The sequence below is a fragment of the Rudanella lutea DSM 19387 genome, assembly GCF_000383955.1.
Lineage (GTDB): Bacteria > Bacteroidota > Bacteroidia > Cytophagales > Spirosomataceae > Rudanella > Rudanella lutea.
In genome coordinates, this window is record NZ_KB913013.1 from 4856558 (window position 1) to 4876247 (window position 19690).

At 53.8% G+C, this 19690-nt stretch carries 13 protein-coding genes; 4 read left to right on the forward strand and 9 right to left on the reverse strand.

Features of this window, described 5'->3' with window-relative positions; genetic code table 11:
- Nucleotides 1-316: 316 nt before the first annotated feature.
- The 4 genes from RUDLU_RS0120115 (at nucleotide 317) to RUDLU_RS0120130 (ending at nucleotide 6484) form a co-directional block, all read left to right on the forward strand.
- Complete coding sequence (locus RUDLU_RS0120115; protein ID WP_169578059.1) at nucleotides 317-1687, forward strand: TlpA family protein disulfide reductase; 1371 nt, start codon at nucleotides 317-319, stop codon at nucleotides 1685-1687.
- A gap of 96 nt (nucleotides 1688-1783) precedes the next feature.
- The gene (locus tag RUDLU_RS0120120; protein WP_169578060.1) at nucleotides 1784-2773 is read left to right on the forward strand and encodes a glycosyltransferase family 2 protein; all 990 of its coding nucleotides are present in this window, start codon (nucleotides 1784-1786) and stop codon (nucleotides 2771-2773) included.
- Complete coding sequence (locus RUDLU_RS0120125) at nucleotides 2770-5160, forward strand: peptidase domain-containing ABC transporter (protein ID WP_019990228.1); 2391 nt, start codon at nucleotides 2770-2772, stop codon at nucleotides 5158-5160. Before RUDLU_RS0120120 ends, RUDLU_RS0120125 begins: the two co-directional genes overlap by 4 nt.
- 28 nt (nucleotides 5161-5188) lie before the next feature.
- Nucleotides 5189-6484 (forward strand): HlyD family secretion protein, encoded by a 1296-nt coding sequence (locus tag RUDLU_RS0120130; protein WP_019990229.1) that lies wholly within the window; start codon nucleotides 5189-5191, stop codon nucleotides 6482-6484.
- Between the two features lie 29 nt (nucleotides 6485-6513).
- Here the strand turns inward: RUDLU_RS0120130 and RUDLU_RS27850 are convergent, their stop codons facing one another.
- The 9 genes from RUDLU_RS27850 to RUDLU_RS0120175 form a co-directional block, all read right to left on the reverse strand.
- Nucleotides 6514-7818 carry a DUF3748 domain-containing protein gene (locus RUDLU_RS27850; protein WP_044130625.1) on the reverse strand — a complete coding sequence of 435 codons (1305 nt, stop codon included), beginning with the start codon at nucleotides 7816-7818 and terminating at the stop codon, nucleotides 6514-6516.
- An 89-nt stretch (nucleotides 7819-7907) separates the two neighbouring features.
- Nucleotides 7908-8867 carry a dihydrodipicolinate synthase family protein gene (locus RUDLU_RS0120140; RefSeq protein ID WP_083940613.1) on the reverse strand — a complete coding sequence of 320 codons (960 nt, stop codon included), beginning with the start codon at nucleotides 8865-8867 and terminating at the stop codon, nucleotides 7908-7910.
- Nucleotides 8868-9061: 194 nt separating this feature from the next.
- Complete coding sequence (locus RUDLU_RS0120145) at nucleotides 9062-10654, reverse strand: sodium:solute symporter family protein (RefSeq protein WP_019990232.1); 1593 nt, start codon at nucleotides 10652-10654, stop codon at nucleotides 9062-9064.
- Entirely contained in the window at nucleotides 10651-12018 is a 1368-nt protein-coding gene (locus RUDLU_RS0120150) for a PhoPQ-activated pathogenicity-related family protein (RefSeq protein WP_019990233.1), read from the reverse strand. Before RUDLU_RS0120150 ends, RUDLU_RS0120145 begins: the two co-directional genes overlap by 4 nt.
- Nucleotides 12019-12038: 20 nt before the next feature.
- Nucleotides 12039-13307 carry a hypothetical protein gene (locus RUDLU_RS0120155; protein WP_019990234.1) on the reverse strand — a complete coding sequence of 423 codons (1269 nt, stop codon included), beginning with the start codon at nucleotides 13305-13307 and terminating at the stop codon, nucleotides 12039-12041.
- Between the two features lie 146 nt (nucleotides 13308-13453).
- Nucleotides 13454-15097, reverse strand: a complete 1644-nt coding sequence (locus RUDLU_RS0120160) for a SusD/RagB family nutrient-binding outer membrane lipoprotein (protein ID WP_027303236.1) — start codon at nucleotides 15095-15097, stop codon at nucleotides 13454-13456.
- A 51-nt stretch (nucleotides 15098-15148) separates the two neighbouring features.
- Nucleotides 15149-18559 carry a SusC/RagA family TonB-linked outer membrane protein gene (locus RUDLU_RS0120165; protein ID WP_157580303.1) on the reverse strand — a complete coding sequence of 1137 codons (3411 nt, stop codon included), beginning with the start codon at nucleotides 18557-18559 and terminating at the stop codon, nucleotides 15149-15151.
- 107 nt (nucleotides 18560-18666) lie between these two features.
- Nucleotides 18667-18864 carry a hypothetical protein gene (locus tag RUDLU_RS0120170; protein ID WP_019990237.1) on the reverse strand — a complete coding sequence of 66 codons (198 nt, stop codon included), beginning with the start codon at nucleotides 18862-18864 and terminating at the stop codon, nucleotides 18667-18669.
- A gap of 87 nt (nucleotides 18865-18951) precedes the next feature.
- Nucleotides 18952-19497 (reverse strand): RNA polymerase sigma factor, encoded by a 546-nt coding sequence (locus tag RUDLU_RS0120175; RefSeq protein ID WP_019990238.1) that lies wholly within the window; start codon nucleotides 19495-19497, stop codon nucleotides 18952-18954.
- Nucleotides 19498-19690: the final 193 nt, after the last annotated feature.

The following is a 19690-nucleotide window of genomic DNA, read 5'->3' on the forward strand; positions in this document are numbered from 1 at the left end:
CGAGTGCAACGTACACTGTCACCCTGCATGGTGAGAAGGTTGAACAACGTTTGTTTATACAAAATCAAGGCTGTGCATTATCGAGTACCGAGCTGTGTCAAGCAAAAACAACACAAATTTGTAAGTCCTGGGGGGTTAGCAGTTGTTACGCGGAATGTCATTGGCAATATTAATCAATTAAGAAATCCCACATTGTGGGATTTCTTGGAAGTCTTATTACGGTAATCAAATCAATTCTTACACAATGTGCATTATGAGAGCGACTCTACTTATAATAAGCATCTTTGTCGTTTTTCTTGGGCTCATCGACTACTGTGTGGCTCAATCGAATGGTGATGTAGCTACCCTTGTAATTACTAATGAGTCTGGAGGTCCAATATCTATGCACTATAATGACTATTTTAATCATTTAAGAAGACAGCCTATTGTAAAAGAAAGAAGAACAGGTTTGCCCGACACTGTGAAAATAAATTTAGAAAAGCCTACAGAAGTCGTATTTACTACAAGTGACAATCGAGATTATCCAGTTTATGTAATGCCAAACGATTTAATTAATGTGCATTACTCGTTTAACAAGATCCAAAAATTTACCTTCTCTGGAACGTATTTGCACGAACTGAATTTTTTGAGTTTTATGTCAATAAAAGGGTATGGCATTAGCCAACCTGATCTGACGAATTTATTCTGGACTGAAAAGCTTGATGTTGCAGTTGTGATTGAAGAATATGAGCGATTATATAACGAAAGGCTGAAAATTCTAAAAAATTACTCTGATTCGTTGAGCCTGAACAAAAAGTACCATGATGTTTATTTGTATCAAATAAAGCTAATGTATTTAATTGATATGATGCAGCCTTTTTATAGGGTAAGTGACAAAACAAGATTACCAGAAAACTATTTAAAAACGCTCGATTCTTTTAAAGAATGGATCAATACTAGTGACGATATAATCTACAGCCAATGGTATCCTTTTGCGATTCGTAGTTACCATATGTATTTGAATCGTAGCATAGATGATCCTAATGATTTTTTTAGGAAGTCATATTTCTCTGCGCGAGAAATATATAATGAGAAAGTTGCTAATCTACTTCAATTCAATATATTACATGATAATAGAGAAAAACCTTGTAATTTTTATGAAGAATGTTTGGCTGATTTTCGAACAAATTGTCTGATTGAGGCATATACGAAGCATCTTGAAAGCGAGTTTAAAAGCGTGAAACAAGCTAAAGATTCGTTAGTTCAGGCTAAAACATTCACTGACGAAGTACTCATTGGTATAGATGAAAAAAAAACGTCTTGGGGAGATGTACTTAAAAATGGACAAGGTAAAATTTTGTACATAGATATATGGGCAAGCTGGTGTGCACCTTGTAGGGGTGAAATGCCAAGTTCCATTAAATTACAGAACGAGTTATCGAAAGAGTTATACTCTTTTGTCTACATATCAATTGATACCGATAAACACAAATGGACTAAAGCTATTAAGGCTTTAAAATTAGACAATCCCTCCAGTAAGCATTTTTTACTTAACCCAAATTCTAATTTGGCTCGCTTTATAACGTCGAATAGTGTGCCAAAATATGTATTAATTGGAGATAAGAGTCAGGTGATAACTTTAGATGCCAATAGGCCATCAGATCCAACACTCAAAGAAATTCTCAGTGATTTGACCAAAAATAAATAGTATAACATGTTAATCTCTGCAAAGTATAAATTGCTAACCATGAATAATAAGTGGGGAGTTAGATGGCGTGTATTTATTGGTAAATTGAGGTACTGTATGATGAAATTTTACACAATAATTTCAGTGCGTAATATTTCCAATGACAAAATATTTAATAATAATGAAATACGGCTCTTTGCTATTATGCGAAACGAGTCATTACGATTACCTCACTTTTTTGAATATTATAAGAGCCTGGGTGTAGATCGTTTTTTTCTGATTGATAATAGTTCAACTGACGATTCAGTACAAATTGCTTTACAATGCCAGGCAGTTCATGTTTTTCGAACTACCGATAGTTACGTAAATCATTGGTACTGGATGGAGCATTTGCTGGAAAAATACGGTAAAGGGTACTGGTGCGTAGTGGTTGATATTGACGAGCTACTATATTTCCCTCAAGCTGAAAAATTATCAATACCAAAATTTTGTCAGTTTCTTGAAGAAACAGGCAGTACAGCTTTTCGTGCTTTGCTGTTAGATATGTATGCTGATAAGCCAGTTAACAGTAGTAACTACACTCCAGGTCAAAACCCGTTGACAGTAGTTTCAAACTTTGACAAAGAATATGAGAAAATTCAGTTTTCATTCTTTGATCGCCTACGCTGGCAATTCTTTGAATCAATAATTTTTACGGGCGGCATGAGAGACCGTGTTTTCGGTAAAAGTACACCACCCTCCATCCTGTCAAAAATCCCCCTCTTCAAATACCTACCTGATACATATTTAGTTCAGGGGATGCACGCTATTAATGGGGCGCAAATTAGTGATCTACAGGGAGTGGTGATTCATACAAAATTCATACACGATTTTATTGAAGAGGTGCGAGAAGAGTGTGTTCGGGAGCAACACTATGGAAATGCGTTTTATTACAAGCATTTTAATCAACGTATTACGCAAAATCCATCATTGAATTTATCTTTTTCGGGTTCAGTTCGCTTCCAGGATTCGGCTCAGTTAGTCGAGTTAGGTTTGATGAAGACGAGTGAGCAATTTGAAGAATTTGTCCGCACACAAACAGAAGCAGAAAACACGCCATCAACATGAAACCTTTTCCTCACTATACGCAACTCGATCAGATGGATTGTGGCCCTACCTGCCTGCGGATGGTGGCCAAACATTATGGTCGGTCGTACACGGTGCAGTCGTTGCGCGAAAAGGCGCAGATAGGTAAGGATGGCGTATCGCTGTTGGGCATTGCCGAGGCCGCCGAAGCCATTGGCTTCCGGTCGATGGGCGTGAAGCTCTCGTTTGAGAAACTGGCCCATGAAGTCCCTCTGCCCTGCATTGTGCATTGGCAGAAGAATCATTTTGTGGTTGTCCATGCCATTAAAGGGACGGGCAAAAGCTGGTTAGGGGCCATCAAAGGAGGACGTAACGTACCCAAATCGGGGGCCGACATAGGTAACGTACAGCAGACACCGTTCGCGCCTTCGTTACAGATCGGCGCGGAGCAAATCATTATTCCACCCGTTCAACGGCCGCCTATGCCCACGCCCCCAACCCCGCCTGTTGCGCGTAAAGGAACCGTCTGTGTCGCTGACCCGGCAAAGGGACTGGTTACGTATTCGGCGGAGGAGTTCTGCCGGGGGTGGTTGTCGGCCCGCACTTTAGGGGACGATTCGCAGGGCCGCGAGGAAGGTGTAGTACTACTGCTGGAACCTACCCCTGCATTCTATGAACAGGAGGATGAGCCCACTTCGGGTTACGGTTTTGGGCGGGTGCTGGGTTACCTGTGGCAATACAAGCCCTTGCTGGCGCAATTGGTGCTGGCGTTGGCCGTCGGGAGCGGGCTGCAACTGCTGTTTCCGTTCCTGACCCAATCGGTGGTCGATATTGGGGTCAATACGCAGAACCTGCCGTTTGTGTATCTGGTGCTGGGGGCGCAACTGATGCTGATGGTCGGGCGGCTGTCGGTCGAGTTTATTCGGAGCTGGATTCTGCTACACATCAGCACAAGGGTAAACCTCAATATTCTCTCCGATTTTCTCATCAAACTCATGCGGTTGCCCGTGACCTTTTTCGACAGCAAGAATTTTGGCGACATCATGCAGCGCATCGGCGACCATCATCGGATTGAAGCCTTCTTAACCGGACAAACGCTAACGGTGCTGTTCTCGCTGGTCAACCTCGTTATTTTCGGGGTGGTGCTGGCTCTGTATAACCTCACCATTTTTGGTATTTTCATGGGAGCCAGTGCGTTGTATGTGGCCTGGGTGTTGTTGTTTCTGCGGCAACGACGGAAACTGGACTTTCGGCGGTTTGATGTGTCGGCCAAGAACCAGAGTAGTCTGGCCCAACTGATTCAGGGCATGCAGGAAATCAAGCTGGCCGGGGCCGAGCGGCCCATGCGCTGGGCGTGGGAGCGGTTGCAGGTGCGGTTGTTCCGGTTGCAGATGCGGGGATTGGCCCTGAGTCAAATTCAGACGGGCGGTGCATTTGCCATCAACGAAGGCAAGAACATCCTGATTACGTTTCTGGCTGCGCAGGCCGTCATCAGCGGGCAATTGACCCTGGGAGCCATGCTGGCCGTGCAGTATATCATTGGGCAGATGAACAGTCCCGTTGAGCAACTTGTGGGGTTTACGCAGGGCTTACAGGATGCCAAAATCAGTCTGGAACGGCTAAACGAAATTCATACCCTACCGGATGAGGAACCGGCTGACCGCCCACACATAGACTCGTTACCCGTTAACAAAGCCCTGCAACTACGGCAGGTTTCGTTTACCTACGTCGGCGCGGGCAACGAACCCGTACTGCGCAACATCAATCTACTGATCCCAGAAGGACGTACTACGGCTATTGTGGGTATGAGTGGCAGCGGCAAAACGACCTTGCTTAAACTGTTACTTAAATTTTACGAACCCGGCAAAGGTGAAATTCGCTTAGGCGAGGCTGCCTTGCGGAACGTAGGACACGCGATGTGGCGCACTCAATGCGGTGTTGTCATGCAGGATGGGTTTATTTTTTCCGACACGATTGCCCGCAACATCGCTGTGGGTGTCGACCGCATCGACGCCAGGCGGCTCGACCACGCCGTTCGGGTGGCCAATTTGCGCGAGTTCGTCGACTCGCTTCCGTCGGGTTACCACACCAAAATTGGGGTCGAAGGTAACGGCATCAGTCAGGGGCAACGACAACGGATTCTGATAGCCCGCGCCGTTTATAAAGACCCGCAGTATATCTTCTTTGACGAAGCAACTAACGCCCTGGATGCCAATAATGAAGCAATCATTATGAGGAACTTAGATGATTTTTTTGTTGGTCGCACAGTCGTGATTGTGGCCCACCGGCTAAGTACCGTTTGCCATGCCGATCAGATTGTGGTACTCGACAAAGGCGAGATAACCGAAGTTGGCACCCATACCGAGTTAGTGGCCCGCCGGGGCGACTATTGGCAATTGGTTCGTAATCAGTTGGAATTAGGTACGTAAAACGGTTCAACGCCGACCCGATACGTCTATGTCGCATACCACCCATACGTTCATTGAACTTCGTTCAGAGGAGGTGCAGGAAGTGCTCTCCCGTCCGCCAAAATGGATACTCCGCTGGGGTGTTTCGGTCGTGTTTGCCGTTCTGGTGCTGGTATTTTTGGGGGCGTGGGTTATTCGATACCCAGACCTGATTAAGGCATCGTTTCGGCTTACATCGGCCAACGCCCCCAAAGCGGTACTGACCCGCACCGAAGGCAAACTCACCCGCCTACTGGTGCAGGAAGGGCAGGTGGTAAAAGCCGGTACGGTGCTGGCTTACTTAGAAAGCACGGCCCGGCACGATGAGGTGTTGAAACTTTCGGACGAATTAGCCAAAGCCTGGACGGTGGTTGGCAGGGGGAATCTGGAAAACCTGAGCCAACTTAGCCTGTCCGACTATCATCAGTTAGGCGAGTTACAAACCGCCTATCAGACGTTTGAGCAGAGCCGAATCCAACTGCGGGCGTACCTGGCTAATGGCTTTTATAGCAAGAAACGGGCATTGCTGCAACAGGAAATCATAGACTTACAGGCATTGGCCGACAACCTGCGCGAACAACACCAAATTCAGGCGCAGGACATCCAACTGGCACAGGAAGACTACGACGTCCAACAGCGGTTATACCAGGAAAAGGTCATTGCCCGGCTGGACCTGAAGCGCGAGGAAAGTAAGAACATTGCCCGCCGATTACCCTATCAGCAAACGGCATCGGCCTTGATCACAAACCTGACCGCCCAACGAGCCAAACAGAAAGAGATTCTGGAATTAGACAAACAGGTATCTGAGGAACGCGACAAGTTTTTACAAGCGCTCAACACCCTACGCAGCGCGGCCGATGCCTGGATCATGAACTATGTGCTGACGGCCCCCGTAGCCGGGCGGGTATCTTTTCCCACCACCTTGCAGGAGAATCAGGCCATGACCACAGGGCAGGAGTTACTGTACGTGGCCCCACCGGGTAGCGATTACGTGGGCGAACTGCGCGTACCGCAGCAGAACGCCGGTAAAGTACAGGTTGGGCAGGCCGTACTGGTCAAATTTGCTGGATTTCCCTACCAGGAGTTCGGTGCCGTACGCGGACGCATTACGGCCATTGCCGATGTGCCGGTCAAAGACAGCGTTTTTCTGGCTAAAGTCACGTTGCCCAATGGTCTGAAAACGACCTATGGTCAATCGCTGACGGTAAAAACGGGTATGGCTGCGTCTGCCGACATCATCACCGATGATAGTCGGTTGCTCGAAAAACTGTTTTATCAGCTTCGTAAAGTAGCCGGAGGGCGGTAGGGAGCTGCCCGTCAGCCATTAGCAACCAATCACTCACTCAGCCGGAGTTGCATAATCTGAATAAACCGGCCTTCTGGGCCCGCTACGTATCGGTTGTACACGAGCCGGTTGCCTTTGTTAGACCAAACCACGCCGTTGATGGGCCGGGTTTCGTCGGTTGAGCGGGGGGTAAGTCGTGTCGCCTGTCCGCTGTTCAGGTCGGTAACAAACACACTGTTGTCGGCTGCGTAAGCCACCCGGCTTCCGTCGGGGCTGAACGAAAACGGCGTCTGAATCGAGTGAGGCTGATGGGTGAGTTGCCGAATAGCCCCGCCGTTGGGCGACACCCCAAATACCTGCACCTGCTCGTTTTTATCCTTTGCCAGAAAGCCAATAAGCGCCCCGTCGGGGGTGGAGCGGAGCCAATGCCGGGGCCCTTCAATACCGCGTTCGGTAAACGTAATCCGGCGTTGTACGGTGCCAACGGGCGGGTTTGGGCGGGTGGTCGAGGTGCCTTCGAGGGGTTGGCCGGGCGCGGCAAGGGTGAGGTTGTCGGGCAGGTCGAGGACAAACACCTCGGTCACGGTTTGGTTGGCCCCGTTGCGCACATTGCCCTGAAACGCCAACGCCCGATGTTGGCGGCTGCCGTCGGGACGGGTGTAGCCCGCCCTGCCAATCCAGGTCTCGTCGAAGGCCCGATTGATTTCGTCGGTGCCGGGCGTGGGGTTTTCGGTGACGCGCGTTACCACGGCTGCAAACCATTCTCCGTCAAAGGCATCGGCTCCGTTGTTGTTGGGCACCTTCACGGCCCGCACGGGTGCCATCACGCCCACCATACGCAGGTCGGCCACGGTCGGGTCCGAGGCTGCAAGCCGTTCCATCACTTCATCGTTGTACGTAAAGCAGACCCATTGGCCGTCGGCACTCCAGCTATGCGCGTGGGTACCGCCCCGCAACGCCCCGGCCGTAAATGGGGGCGCGGTGTTGCGGCCGTCCAGAAAGTGAGGGTGGCCGGGCTTCTGCGTGTCGATCAGGACACCGGTGCGCCGGGTCATGGCGTAGGGCAACCGGGCGTCGGCGTTGCGGAGCCCGTGCAGAAACAGCACCTGCGCCTGCGTGGGCGAGAACGTAACGGCCCCCGCGCCCGGCCCGTGCGGAGTCTGGTTGGGGGTTTGGTACAGCAGCCGGTCTTCGCCCGTGTGTACGTTGACCATGCGGATACAGCAGGTTTGCCCCAGGTTGGTATCTACGTTGCGGGTATCGTACACCAACCACGCATCATCGGGCGAAAACACCTGAATGTGGTTCAACGTGTGTCCGTGTGGGGCGTGGGTTAGCTGGGTTTCTGGCGGCATTCTGAACGGTCGACTGGCGAGAAGAAAAAGCAAAAGTAGCCCGCCCGTGAGGGCTTGCCAAACGGAAGCAAACGCGGAGGGCTTTACACTCATGCGGGTTGTGGCATCAATACGGGTTCGATGGACAGATCGGCCTCCAGCTGGGCCAGGTCGCGGAGCATGGCATCGACGCGGGTGCAGAGGTCGGGCGTGAGCCGGTCTACTTTCCGGCGTGTGTACAGGCTGATGGGGAGTCCGCGTTTCTGTAGGCTGTACTTCGCCAGGGTGGGGTAGGCCGTATGCACTAAGTCCATGGTTCTGTTCAGAAACTGCTGCACCCGTTTTACGGCTTTCTGCTGCGCAGGGTCGTTGTAATGGTTGCAGAGCCAGACAATCAGTTCGGGGTAAATATTGCCCTGAATGCACGACAGCCCGGCGGCCCCGGCCTTGAGCGACGATACTGCGTTGACCATGTAGGCATCGTATAGCCCAAACGGGTAGCCCTGTGCCACCGTCAACCGCCGATTTACTTCGGCCAGGTCGAGGCAGGTGTCTTTGTGGTAGATCAGCCGCCCGGTAGGCAGAATGTCGGCCAGAATGTCGGGGGTGATGAGTCGTTTGTACGGCACCGGGCATTCGTACATGCCGAGCGGTACGCCCTCGGTTTGGTCGATGAGTTGATGCAACCGGTCCAGAAACACCGCGTCGGACTCTTCGGGTGAGGCCAATTGGCTCGTAATCACAATCACGGCCTGTACGCCGGTATCGTAAATGCGTTTTACAAAATCGGCCTGTACGGCAATGGGGCCGCCAAACGTGCCGGTCGATACAACGGGCACCCGGCCATTGGTCCTATTAACCACCTGCCGGGTGATGGTGATGCGCTCAAAGCCTGTCAGCTCGTACATCTCGCTCGAAAGGCAGTTGGCAAAGAGGCCGGCCGCCCCGGTTTGCAGGTAAAAATCGGTGAGCGTAGCCAGACCCGGCAGGTCGACCGCACCCGTATCGGTAAACGGGGTCAGCATGACCGGCACAAAGCCGCGCGGTAACGAAGAAGGAGGAGTGGGCATAGGTATAGGGGGGAATGGAGAATGGACAATGAACAATGAACAGTGAACAACGAACAATGAACTGGATACTGGCTTGATGGGAGCAACGCAATCCTGAGTATCAGTGCGAATATTGGCTACCGGTATGTATGCCACCGGAAGGCCGGCCACCAAAAACGATAAACCAAAAACTAAAAACGATAAACCCCAAACCCCTACGCCGAAGCGGTTGTCTGGGGTTCAGCGGTTTGGGCTTGGGTGCCGCGGCCGCGCAGGCGAGTCAGCAGCAGGCCCGTCAGAAACAACGTAAGCGTACCCACCACCATAATCATGTTAGGGTGTAGCGGGCTGCGTAATTGCGCCATCGAGTCGGGGAGTTGGGCCGAAAGCGTCATCCAGACAATCACCAGCACGCCCACGATGGTAGCAATCAGAGCCTCGGCGTTGCGGGTCGTGCGGGAGATGATACCCAGCAGGAAGAGCCCCAGCATACCCCCCGCAAAAATGCCCGAGAGCATCCACCAGATGTCGAGTACGCTTTTCACGCCAATCATGGCAATGCCCGTAAACATGCCCAGCACCCCAAACACGGTGGTGGCAATGTACAGTACCCGCAACGATTGCTTATCCGTCAGCGCGCCCGACACGTACCGCTGATAAATGTCGACCGAGAAGACCGTAGCCGACGCATTCATGCCTGAGCTGATGGTGCTCATGGCCGCCGACATAATGGCCGCCACAATGAGGCCCACCATTCCTGCCGGAACCTTGTTCACCATAAAATGCGGCATGACCTTATCGCCCACGTCGGCCACACTGAGCGAAGCCGCCAACTGCCGAATGGCGTCCGGGTTGGCACCGGGCAAACGCTCGGTAGCCACCTGCATCCTGACGGCATTCAGCAGGTCGGGGTTAGCCTGATAGTAGGCGTACAGACTCGATCCGAGAAAAAAGAACAGCAGCGAGATAGGCACGTACAGGTACACGCACAGCCAAACCGATTGGCTCGCTTCGCGCACCGAAGCCGTGGTGTGGTACCGCTGCACGTAGTTCTGATCCATCCCGAAGTTGTTCAGGTTCATAAAAAAGCCGTAGAGCAATACCACCCAGAACGTGGCCTGTGTAAAGTCGGGCGCGAAACTGCCTAAGCTAAACTTGTTGTCGGCCTGCCCAACCTCCACAATCTTCGACAGCCCGCCGGGCATACCATCCACTACCAACCACAAAATCAGCACGGCCCCGCCGGTTTTGATGACACCCTGCGCTACTTCGGTCCAGATCACGGCCTCCATACCGCCCAGCACGGTGTAAAAAATGATGCAGCTCCCCACCACCAGCATGATGGTAGCCATAGGGTAGCCGGTGAGGGCTTGCAGACTGAGTGCGATACCGAAAAAGATGGATCCCATACGCGCCAGCTGCGTGAGCAGAAAACACACCACGGCGTAGGTGCGGGCCCAGGCCCCAAACCGATGTTCGAGGTGGGTGTAGGCCGATACCTCGCCCGTGCTGCGGTAAAACGGAATAAAAAACCGCGTGGCTACCCAGGCCGCCAGCGGCATGGAAAGGCTAAACACAAACGAATTCCAGTTGGAGCCGAAGGCTTTGCCCGGCACCCCCAGAAAGGTGTTGCTGCTCAGAAACGTAGCGTAGATCGACAGGCCGATGGCCCAACCCGGAATTTTGCCCGAAGCGGTCGTGAACTGATCGGCGTTCTGGTTTTTGCGGGAAAAGTAAATACCCACAGCCACCATCCCGACCAGGTAGGCCGCTATAATGCTCAGGTCTATGATGGGGAGTGTCTTCATTTCAGGAATACCTCGTCATTATCGGTCAGAAACATGCGGGTGCTTTCGGTGTAGGTGCCACCATTTGGTGCTTTGTACTTCAGGTCGACGTAAAAGGCACGATAGCCACTGCCCGGAAACGCTTCGGTCAGGTTTATTTTGGCCTGATTGGCGATCCCCAGCGATTTGCCGGTCCATTTTTCGTCCTGAAAAATCCGGTCGGCCGAGGTGGCCGACCAGACGGTCACGTCCTGAAGTGCATCGGGTGTGGCGGTCAGGGTCAGGTTTACGCCGGTTTTGGTGGGCGTTACCGTCCATTGGCAGGCGGGGTACGGCTTTTTGCTCAGGGTAGTCCCGAAAAAGGCGCTCAGGGCACCAAGGGCCTGCCGCTTATCGCCGAGGTCGTGGCCTACGTTGGGGACATAGTGGATAAAGTTCTGCCCCGGAATCTCGCCGAGGTAGTGCTTCACCGCGTCTACGGTCCAGTACTCATCGTTGGTGCCCATAAACAGCATTTTGGGCATGGTGAGTTTTTTTCGATAGGCGTAGGGGTCAATCATTTCGGTAACGGCACTGCCGGCCTTACTGTGTACCGTCTGCGGAATTTCGAGTTTTACGTAATCTTCAATCTGCTCGCTGTACTTGTTCCAGCTTTTCATCTGGTAGTCGAGGTTCACGGGCATGTTCAGAATATCAATGACCATTGGGGCAATGGCTACTACGCGCTTGTCGCTGGCACCGGTGAGCCAGGTGGTCCAGCCGCGTTTCGAGGCTCCCGACACCACAAACCCGTTGATGGGTTTCTGGAGCGTTTTGGTCGAAAACTCCTGCATGGCGTCCATAGCCCGCACGGCACTTTTTACCATCGGGAACAGCAGTGGCCAGCTGTAGTCGCCATCTTTTTTGAACTGATGGAGGGTGTACGAGATGAGCGCGTCTTCGGTCAGGTTGTCGTACAACGGTTGGTTGGGGGTTTGGCGCAGCACGGCCACAACGGCCTTGTTGCCCGTAGCGACCGCACTCATAGCCCGGTTGAATCCGTCTTCGCGGCCATTCCAGCGGGGCTCACCTTCTTTGATGGAGCCGCCCGTAATGAAAAGCATGGCCTCCGTATGCTGCACGTCTTTAGGCACCAGAATCGTGAGCTGATGTTTCCAGATGTGGTTACGCCAGTTCTGGGAGGTCAGCAGGATTTCGTAGGCCGTAATATCGCCATAGGTGTAGCTGTCTTTCTGCTGCCACGCAAAGGTTTGGTCCCCATTGCGGAGGTAGCTTTCGAGGGCTGTCGATGGCGTAATTTTGGGTTTGGGGGCTGGCCGCTCGAACGCAAAAAGCGCTACCAGCAGGCAACCCAGAATAGACAGGCGTAAGGGGTTCAGGTTCATGGTTCAGATTGGTGATAGGCTTACCGGTACGCATCGGCGGCCGGGGCATTGGCAATCAGTTTGAGGGCTTCGTCCATAAAAATCTCGGCGGTGTTTTCGCCTAAGCTCGTGCGACTGATGTAGTCATAACGCCGGAAGCTCCTGAAATCTACTTTTGTGAGCATATAGCCGAAGGCATCGTTGGTGAGCCCAAACAGCATAGGGGCCGTAGCGCGCATTTGCCGCTTGAGGTAGAAGCCAATATTGGGCAGGGCTTCGCCCGGAATGGTGAGCACCTGCGCCGTGCCAATCGTGAGCAGATTCACCTGCGCGGCCACCTTGTCGCCGGGCAAAACCGGGTACTTCAGGGGTGAGTTTTTGACAATGTACTTCATCACGTCCGACTCAATCGGAAACGTAACCGACCGGGTGGCACAGGTGAGCGACGGGTTCGGTTGCGCCGGGGCCGACCCGATAATCCGCAGGGCTTCGTCGGCCAGAAGTTCGCCAATCCGGATGCATTCTTCCCAGGTGTTGGCTTCTTTGCCCTCGGGCCGCCGGTTGTCGGCCGTGACCATGCCGCCCTGCGCTCCGTTGACAAACAGGGCCACACCCCCAACGTTAGCCTCGATCCGGTCGTACAGCGGGCCGCAGAGGTCGGGACTCAGAATACCCCGGCCCGATCCAATCACTTCGGGGTGAATGGCGTAGTTCACAAGCGTTGCAATGGGTTTACCCACGTCGGGGCCGGTACTGGCTAGGGCCTGAATCACCCCGCAGCGCGGATCGTAGAGGTCGGGGGCATAGTAGTTGTAGGCAATCTGCCCTTTGGCTTCGCCCACGGCCACGCGCAGGGTTGCCGGGCGGAGGTTGGTGCGGGCTTCGTTGACGGCCTCGGCCATGGCACGCACACACCGGTCCAGGTACGGCATGTCGGCAAATGACTGGCCTTTTTCGTTTGGAAACGCGTAGGCATCGGGGCCACTGTGGGTGTGGGTAGCCGCAATGAGAATGTTTTCGGGTGGAATGCCCCCAATCAGCGATCGCGCCCGATTGCCCAGTACCGAGGGCCAGCCCAGGTTATCAATGCTCACTACGGCAACGCGGGTGCCGTTTTTTTCAAACACCACGGCCCGCACCCACAGGTCGCCCTGTTTGCGGGTGGCCGGTTGGGGGGTACCAATACCGCCCGAAACGGGTAGCAGTGGGTCTGGGGTGATAAGCCGACGGGCGGCCCCGGCCTTGAAATCCTGCGCTTCGGTGTTAAGGCTCAGCAGGCAGGCAATGAAATAGACAATCCACGTTCGCATACGGATGAGAATGGATAATGACCTACAAAAAGCAACGAGGTCTTATCGGACAAAAAAGAACTCAAAGCCGCCCTTGGGTACGATAAGGTCGACTTTGAGATCCCCCCTCCTGAGTTTAAGGAGGGGGTAAGAGGGTGGCGATTTACTTACCAGGGCTTGCCGGTGCCTTGCACGACCCACGGCTTCGACCAGGCACTGTTTTTTCCGTCTGACTGGGAATTGGTGGTCATTTCGAGTTTCTCGATGGCCGATGCTGAGTTGGCCTTGTTGAGGTTCAGCTCGTCGCGCATGTAGTAAAACCGGAGCGGAATGGCTTTGCGCTTGGCTGCCGGTCCCGAATTGAGCGCGGGCAGGCCCGTCCGGCGGTAGTCGAACCACGACTCGGTGGCGCTCGTCCAGCTGGCAATCCATTTCTGACCCATCACCTGCGCCAGTGTGCCATCGTAGGCAACGCCTTTCTGGGCAATAAACGCATTGTAACTGCTGGCAAGGCCCCAGGCGGTGAGTGAGGCCCGTACACCGGCCTCGTAATGCGTTTTGGCATCGCCCACAGCCCACCCTTTCTGGGCGGCTTCGGCCAGAATAAACCGAACCTCGGCGGCCGACATGAGCCGGGCCTTGAGCAAGGTGCCCTTGGCCTGCATATAGATCTCGTTGAGATACGATACGTGCGGGTTCACCGACGTTTGGCCGGGTGTGGGGTTGAAATTATACGTCGACGGAAGCTGCGAAACGCTCGCGGGCAGGCCCACGTAGTTCGGGTCAGTATCAATTGGAGTGTTGCCCACTTTATCGGGCGAGAGCAACCGGATTCCGTTCACAATTTTATCGGTACCCGCGGGTAGGGAAGCATCGACCGACAGCGGCACCTCCACTTTTTTGGCCCAGATAGCCAGGCGCGGGTCGTTGGTTGCCTGCATGGGTTTAACGAGGGTAGCCCCCATTTTAATCCGGCGGTAGTTGCTGCCGCTGATGTCAAACACCGTGTTCGACGGCCAGGCATCGTTGGCGTTGTTGCCCACATACGCCATCGTGGCATCGGCCGAGGCATCGTCGATAATGGGGTTTTGCGCCAGGTTAGCCATAATCTTCTCAATACCCGCCTTGGCTATATCGGGCTGCTTGGCCGAAATCCGCATGAAGTACCGAAGCCGGAGCGAGTTGGCGAATTTTTGCCACTTGGCGGGGTCACCAGCGTAGTACACATCTACGTTCTCGACAATGCTGGAATAGGCACTTTTGGGTTTCGAGAGCAGGGTGTTGGCTTTTTCCAGATCGGCCAGAATACCCGCGTAAATCGTACCCTGATCGTCGTATTTGGGGGCAATAAACTCCGTACCCCCCTGCTCACCCTTGAGGGCGTTGGTGTAGGGGGCATCGCCCCAAAGGTCGGTGATGAGGCCAAACAGGTACGACTTCATGACGAGAGCCACACCCTGCTGAAACTCCAGATTCTGCTCCACAGCCCGCTTGTACAGGAGTTCGTTGTTGCGGAGTTGGTCGTAGTACGGGGTCCAGCTTTGGTCGCCCCCCCAGTCGTAGTCGTTATGCCCGTTAAACCAGGCATCTTTCTGGGTGTGCTGCACCACCCCGGCAATATCCTGGAACCCTAAGTTGGTGTACAGTTTGGCCGTTTCGGTGAGCACGGTGGGCATAATCAGGTTGGGGTTTACGGCCCCGGCCTGCACACCGTTGGGGTTGACGTTGAGTTCGGTGAGGTCTTTGCACGAAACCAGCAGCGTCGTCAGAATACCCAGGCAGGCTATTATTTTTTTCGATTGCGTTTTCATGAGGTACGTGATTTTGGGTTGGTCGTTGTACACTGTACAGCGTACATTCATTTAGAACGTGAGACCCAGTTTGAAACCGACCGGAATAACCCAGGGGGTTACGTTGTAGCGCTCAATACCCTGCTTAAACTGGGTACCGGCCTGCGTACCGGCTTGCGGCTGAAACGCCATTTCGGGGTCGATGTTGATCTTGGCCGCCGTCCAGAGAATGATGTTGCGGCTGTACACCGAAACATTGGCGTTTTGCAACCCAATCGACTTCACGAAGCGGGCGGGCAGGTCGTACCCGAGCGACACTTCGCGCAGCTTCACAAACGACGCGTCGAACATAGCCGCCCGTGTGAAGTCCCAGGGGTAGTTGTCGCCGTAGGGGATGATGCGGGTACCCGTGCCACCCAGGTTCTCGATGTAGCCCGTAATGTTACCCTTGGCGTCGTACTGCGCAATGACACCGGGGTTGAACACACCGTAGGGGTACGTTTTGCCACCAAACTCAAACGGATAGCCGCCGTAATCGGCCGTGGGGCCGCCTACAATCGGGAAGCGGTTGCCGTTGATGCGGATGTACTCGTCGGCGTTCTCAACCAACCAGTTGCGAAGGGCATCGCCCGTACGGCCGTTGGGGTTGATGAGGTTGTCGAGGAACCGCTGCGAGCGCAGATCCGACTCCATGTACCGGTACGTTTGCGACACAAAATCACCCCCGGCCCGCCAGTCGAGCGAGAGGTTCAGGCTGAAGCCCTTGTACGAAATAGAGCTTTGGGCCCCCAGAATGAAATCGGGGTTGAAATTACCAATTTTGTTTTTGCTGGTGCTGGCACTGCGGGCCTGCCACGAGCCATCGTTGTCGAGAATGGGGTAGCCGAAATACGGCGACTTCTCGTCGGTAACGGTCACGATTTGGGCATCGTAAATATCACCAACTTTATCGCCTACGTAGGTCCAGGCTCCACCCTTGGCGTCGGTCCAGAGGGTGTAGAAGGGCAATCCGTCGGCCAGTTCCTTAATCCGCGTCACGTTGCGGGTATAGTTGGTGGTCAGGTCCCAGCGCAGCCCGCCTTTGTCCCAGAGTGTACCGCCGAGCGAGAGTTCAACACCCCGGCTTTCGAGCAAACCAGCGTTGATATTTTTGGTTGTAAAGCCCGACGATGGCGCAATTTGGGTCGGGATAATCTGGTTTCGGTTGTTCGAGACGTAGTACGTACCGGCAAACCGCAGCCGGTTGCGGAACATGTTGTAATCAATACCAACCTCGTACGAGGTCGCAATTTCGGGCTTCAGGTCGGGGAGCAGAATCGCCCCCGGCTTGTTCAGCCGCGTAATGCCGTTCCAGGCCCCCGCGTCGCCGAGGGTGGGGTAGAGGCTGTACGGGTTGGCATCGTTACCCACCTGCGCTACGCCCGCCCGCACCTTAAACAGGTCCACGTTTTTGAGGGGCACCATCTCGTTGATGAGTATACTGAGCGAGGCCGAGGGGTAAAAGTACGACCGGTTGCTGACCGGCAGCGTGCTCGACCAGTCGTTGCGGGCGGTCAGGTCGAGGTAGATCATGTCTTTGTACCCGAAGTTGGCCGTGCCGTACACGCTGTAAATAGCCCGGCGGAACAGGTAGTTGCTGTATTGCAGGTTGTTGGGCGCGATGTTCTGAATCGTAAACAGCCCCGGAATAATCAGCCCGGCCCGGTTGAGGCTGCTCGTGCTGATGTCCGACGACTCCGAGTACCGGTTGTTACCCCCCGCCGAAATCACCATGCTCAAGTCGCCCAGCCGTTTGTTGTAAGTAGCCAGGAAGTCGGCGTTGCGCTCGTAGCGTTTGAGGTTGATGACCCCGTAGGCACCGTTGGGCTCACCCGTGTAGCTCCGGGCAATTTTGGTTTGCCGCTGCTCGCTGTAGGTATCCAGTGCGTAGCGGGCCATCAGTTTAATGTCGGGCGTGAGTTGCCACTCGGCCTTGAGGTTACCAAACAGGCGGTCGCGCACAAAGCTGTTGTTGACCTCGTAGGCCAGAAAATACGGGTTGTTGTAGTTGGCCGGGCTTTGCGACCGCTGCTGCAAGCCCTCGCGGCCAGGTACCCAGTAGTCGCGCAGCTCGTTGATGTCGATGTGCGATCCCACGGCGTAGGCCCACTGCATGGGGTTGGTGCCGCGCTCGCCCGCTGGTCGGTTGTTGGAGTTGTTACGGCTAAAATCGAGGTTGGTGCTCAAGGTCAGCTTGTTGTTTACGCGCAGGGCGGTGCTCACGGCCAGCGTGTTCTTAAACAGGTCGGAGTTCGGAATAATGCCCCGGCTGCTCATGTTGGCGTACGACAGCCGGTAGGTCACCTTCTCGGAGTTGTTCGCGATCGAGATGCCGTTGGAGCTGGTGATGCCCGTCTGCACAAAGTCGCGGACGTTGTTGGGGTGCGACACCAGCGGGGTCGGTATTTTTTTGCCGTCGGGACCCACCGGGCTGTTCCATTGAATGGCGCTGTAGCCCCGGTCGAGTTCGGGGCCAACGCCCCCGGCCGAGCTTTCGTCGATGGTCAGAACACCGCCGGGGTAGGGGTTGGCCGTAGGCGTAAAGGGCAGAATCCCGGTGGCAAACCGGCTCGATGTTTTGAGGAACCGGTACGGCTGATCGAACACCGTGTTTGAGGTGAGCGATACGGTCATTTTCTGTGATTTTGAACCGCTCTTGGTTGTAATCAGCACCACACCATTGCCCGCCCGCGAGCCGTAGAGAGCGGCCGCACTTGGCCCTTTCAGAATCGAAATGTTTTCGATGTCTTCGGGGTTAATGTCCGAAATAGCGTTGCCGTAATCGACCCGGTTGTCGTTACCAATCTGACTCACGTTGTTGAGGGTGTTGGCAATGGGCACCCCATCCACCACAAACAGGGGCTGGTTATCCGTGTTGAGCGATTTAGCCCCCCGGATAATCATGCTCACCGACGAACCCGTGGGGCCTGTCGAGCTGATTTGTACGCCCGGCACCTTACCGGCAAGCGAGTTCAGGATGTTCTCCTGCGCCACCCGGCTGAGGTCTTTACCCTGCACCTCGCTCACGGCATAGCCGAGCGAGCGGGCTTCGCGCTTGATACCGAGAGCCGTAACCACCACTTCGTTGAGGACTTCGCTGTTTTCCACCAGCCCTACGTCGATCACCGACTGCTTGCCAACCAGGATTTCCTGCGTTTTGTGGCCGATAAACGAGAATACCAGCACGGCGTTGTCGGTCGACACCGTGATCGAGTACTGGCCTTTCTGGTCGGTCACGGTACCCATCTGCGTGCCCTTAATGAGCACATTGGCCCCCGCAATGGGCTGATTGTTGGTGGCTAAGGTCACGGTGCCCGTGATAACCCGGGCGGCTTTGGTACGGGCCGGGCTACCAGCCAGCACCTGAGCCGAGCAAACGACCGCTACCATACCGATAGCCAGCGCATGCCTGAGCATGAGGAGAAGCGTAAAGATTGATTTCATGTTTACTTTGTCTGTGAAAGGTTCGGTAATGCCACTCTAAAAGGCGCTAATAGGCTCAACAAAGAGCCCCCGGTCGGTCGCGGTGGGCGGCCAACGGTCCGTTGCGTTTATCCGGTTGTTTGGGTGGGAGCGGGCGGAGGGCCCTGTTGCTCGATGAGGGTTTTGAAAAAAGTCTCCAGCACGTCCGAATACGCCTGCAGGTCGTCGGGGTGGTGGAGGCCGGCTAACAATTGATTTAGTTCATCTACCGACAACCGATTGTGGATCAGTTGCTCCATCAGGTAGCTGCTGTCGGGCTTCTGCATCCTGTTCGTCCGTTAGTCAGTTTGCCTATACTACTGGACGACCTTGTGAAAAGACTACCGATGTATTGAATATTTACCCAACGTGGGTTACGAGATGGCTACGTCGACGGTTTCGCGCAGGAGCTGCCGGGCTTTCACCAGCTGGTTTTTGACCGTATTCTTTGAAATGCGTAACAACTCGGCTATTTCTCCGTACGATTTTCCTTCTTCGATACTCAGGAGCAGAATGGCCTTCCGGCGGTGCGAGAGCCCATCGATAGCCGTTTGCAGTCGCTGCACCCGGGCCTCTTCGTCGGCGGTGTCTTCGTCGCGGAAAGTTTCCATCCGCTCCAGATACCGCTGTTTAAACTGCTGACTTTTCTCCACTTGCTTCAGATAGTCGAAGGTCAGGTTGCGGAGGCAGGTAAACAGGAAGGAGTTGAAGTTGAGGTCGGGATTGATCGACGCGCGTCGTTCCCACAGCTTCACAAATAGATCGTGCACCATGTTTTCGGCCTCGTCGCGGTCTTTGAGCAAGTGCAGGCAGAACTTCAGAGCCGGTGTCCGGTAGTTGCGGTAAAGCTGAGCAAACGCAGCCTGATCGCCATGAACAACATGACCAATAAGAGTTCGGGTAGCGAGGTCGACAGTCATGGAAAGAAAAGGTAAGGGTTCAGCGGAATAGTTAACAAAATAATAATACAGGCCTGTTGCCGGGCTCTATATTTTATATTGTTTTAAGGGTTTAGGTCAAAATTAAATTGGGTGTATCTGGCTTAGGATCAAACAAATATAGAGGGTTTGGATCGGACGAATTTTCGCACTTTGCGTAAAAATACCCTCAATT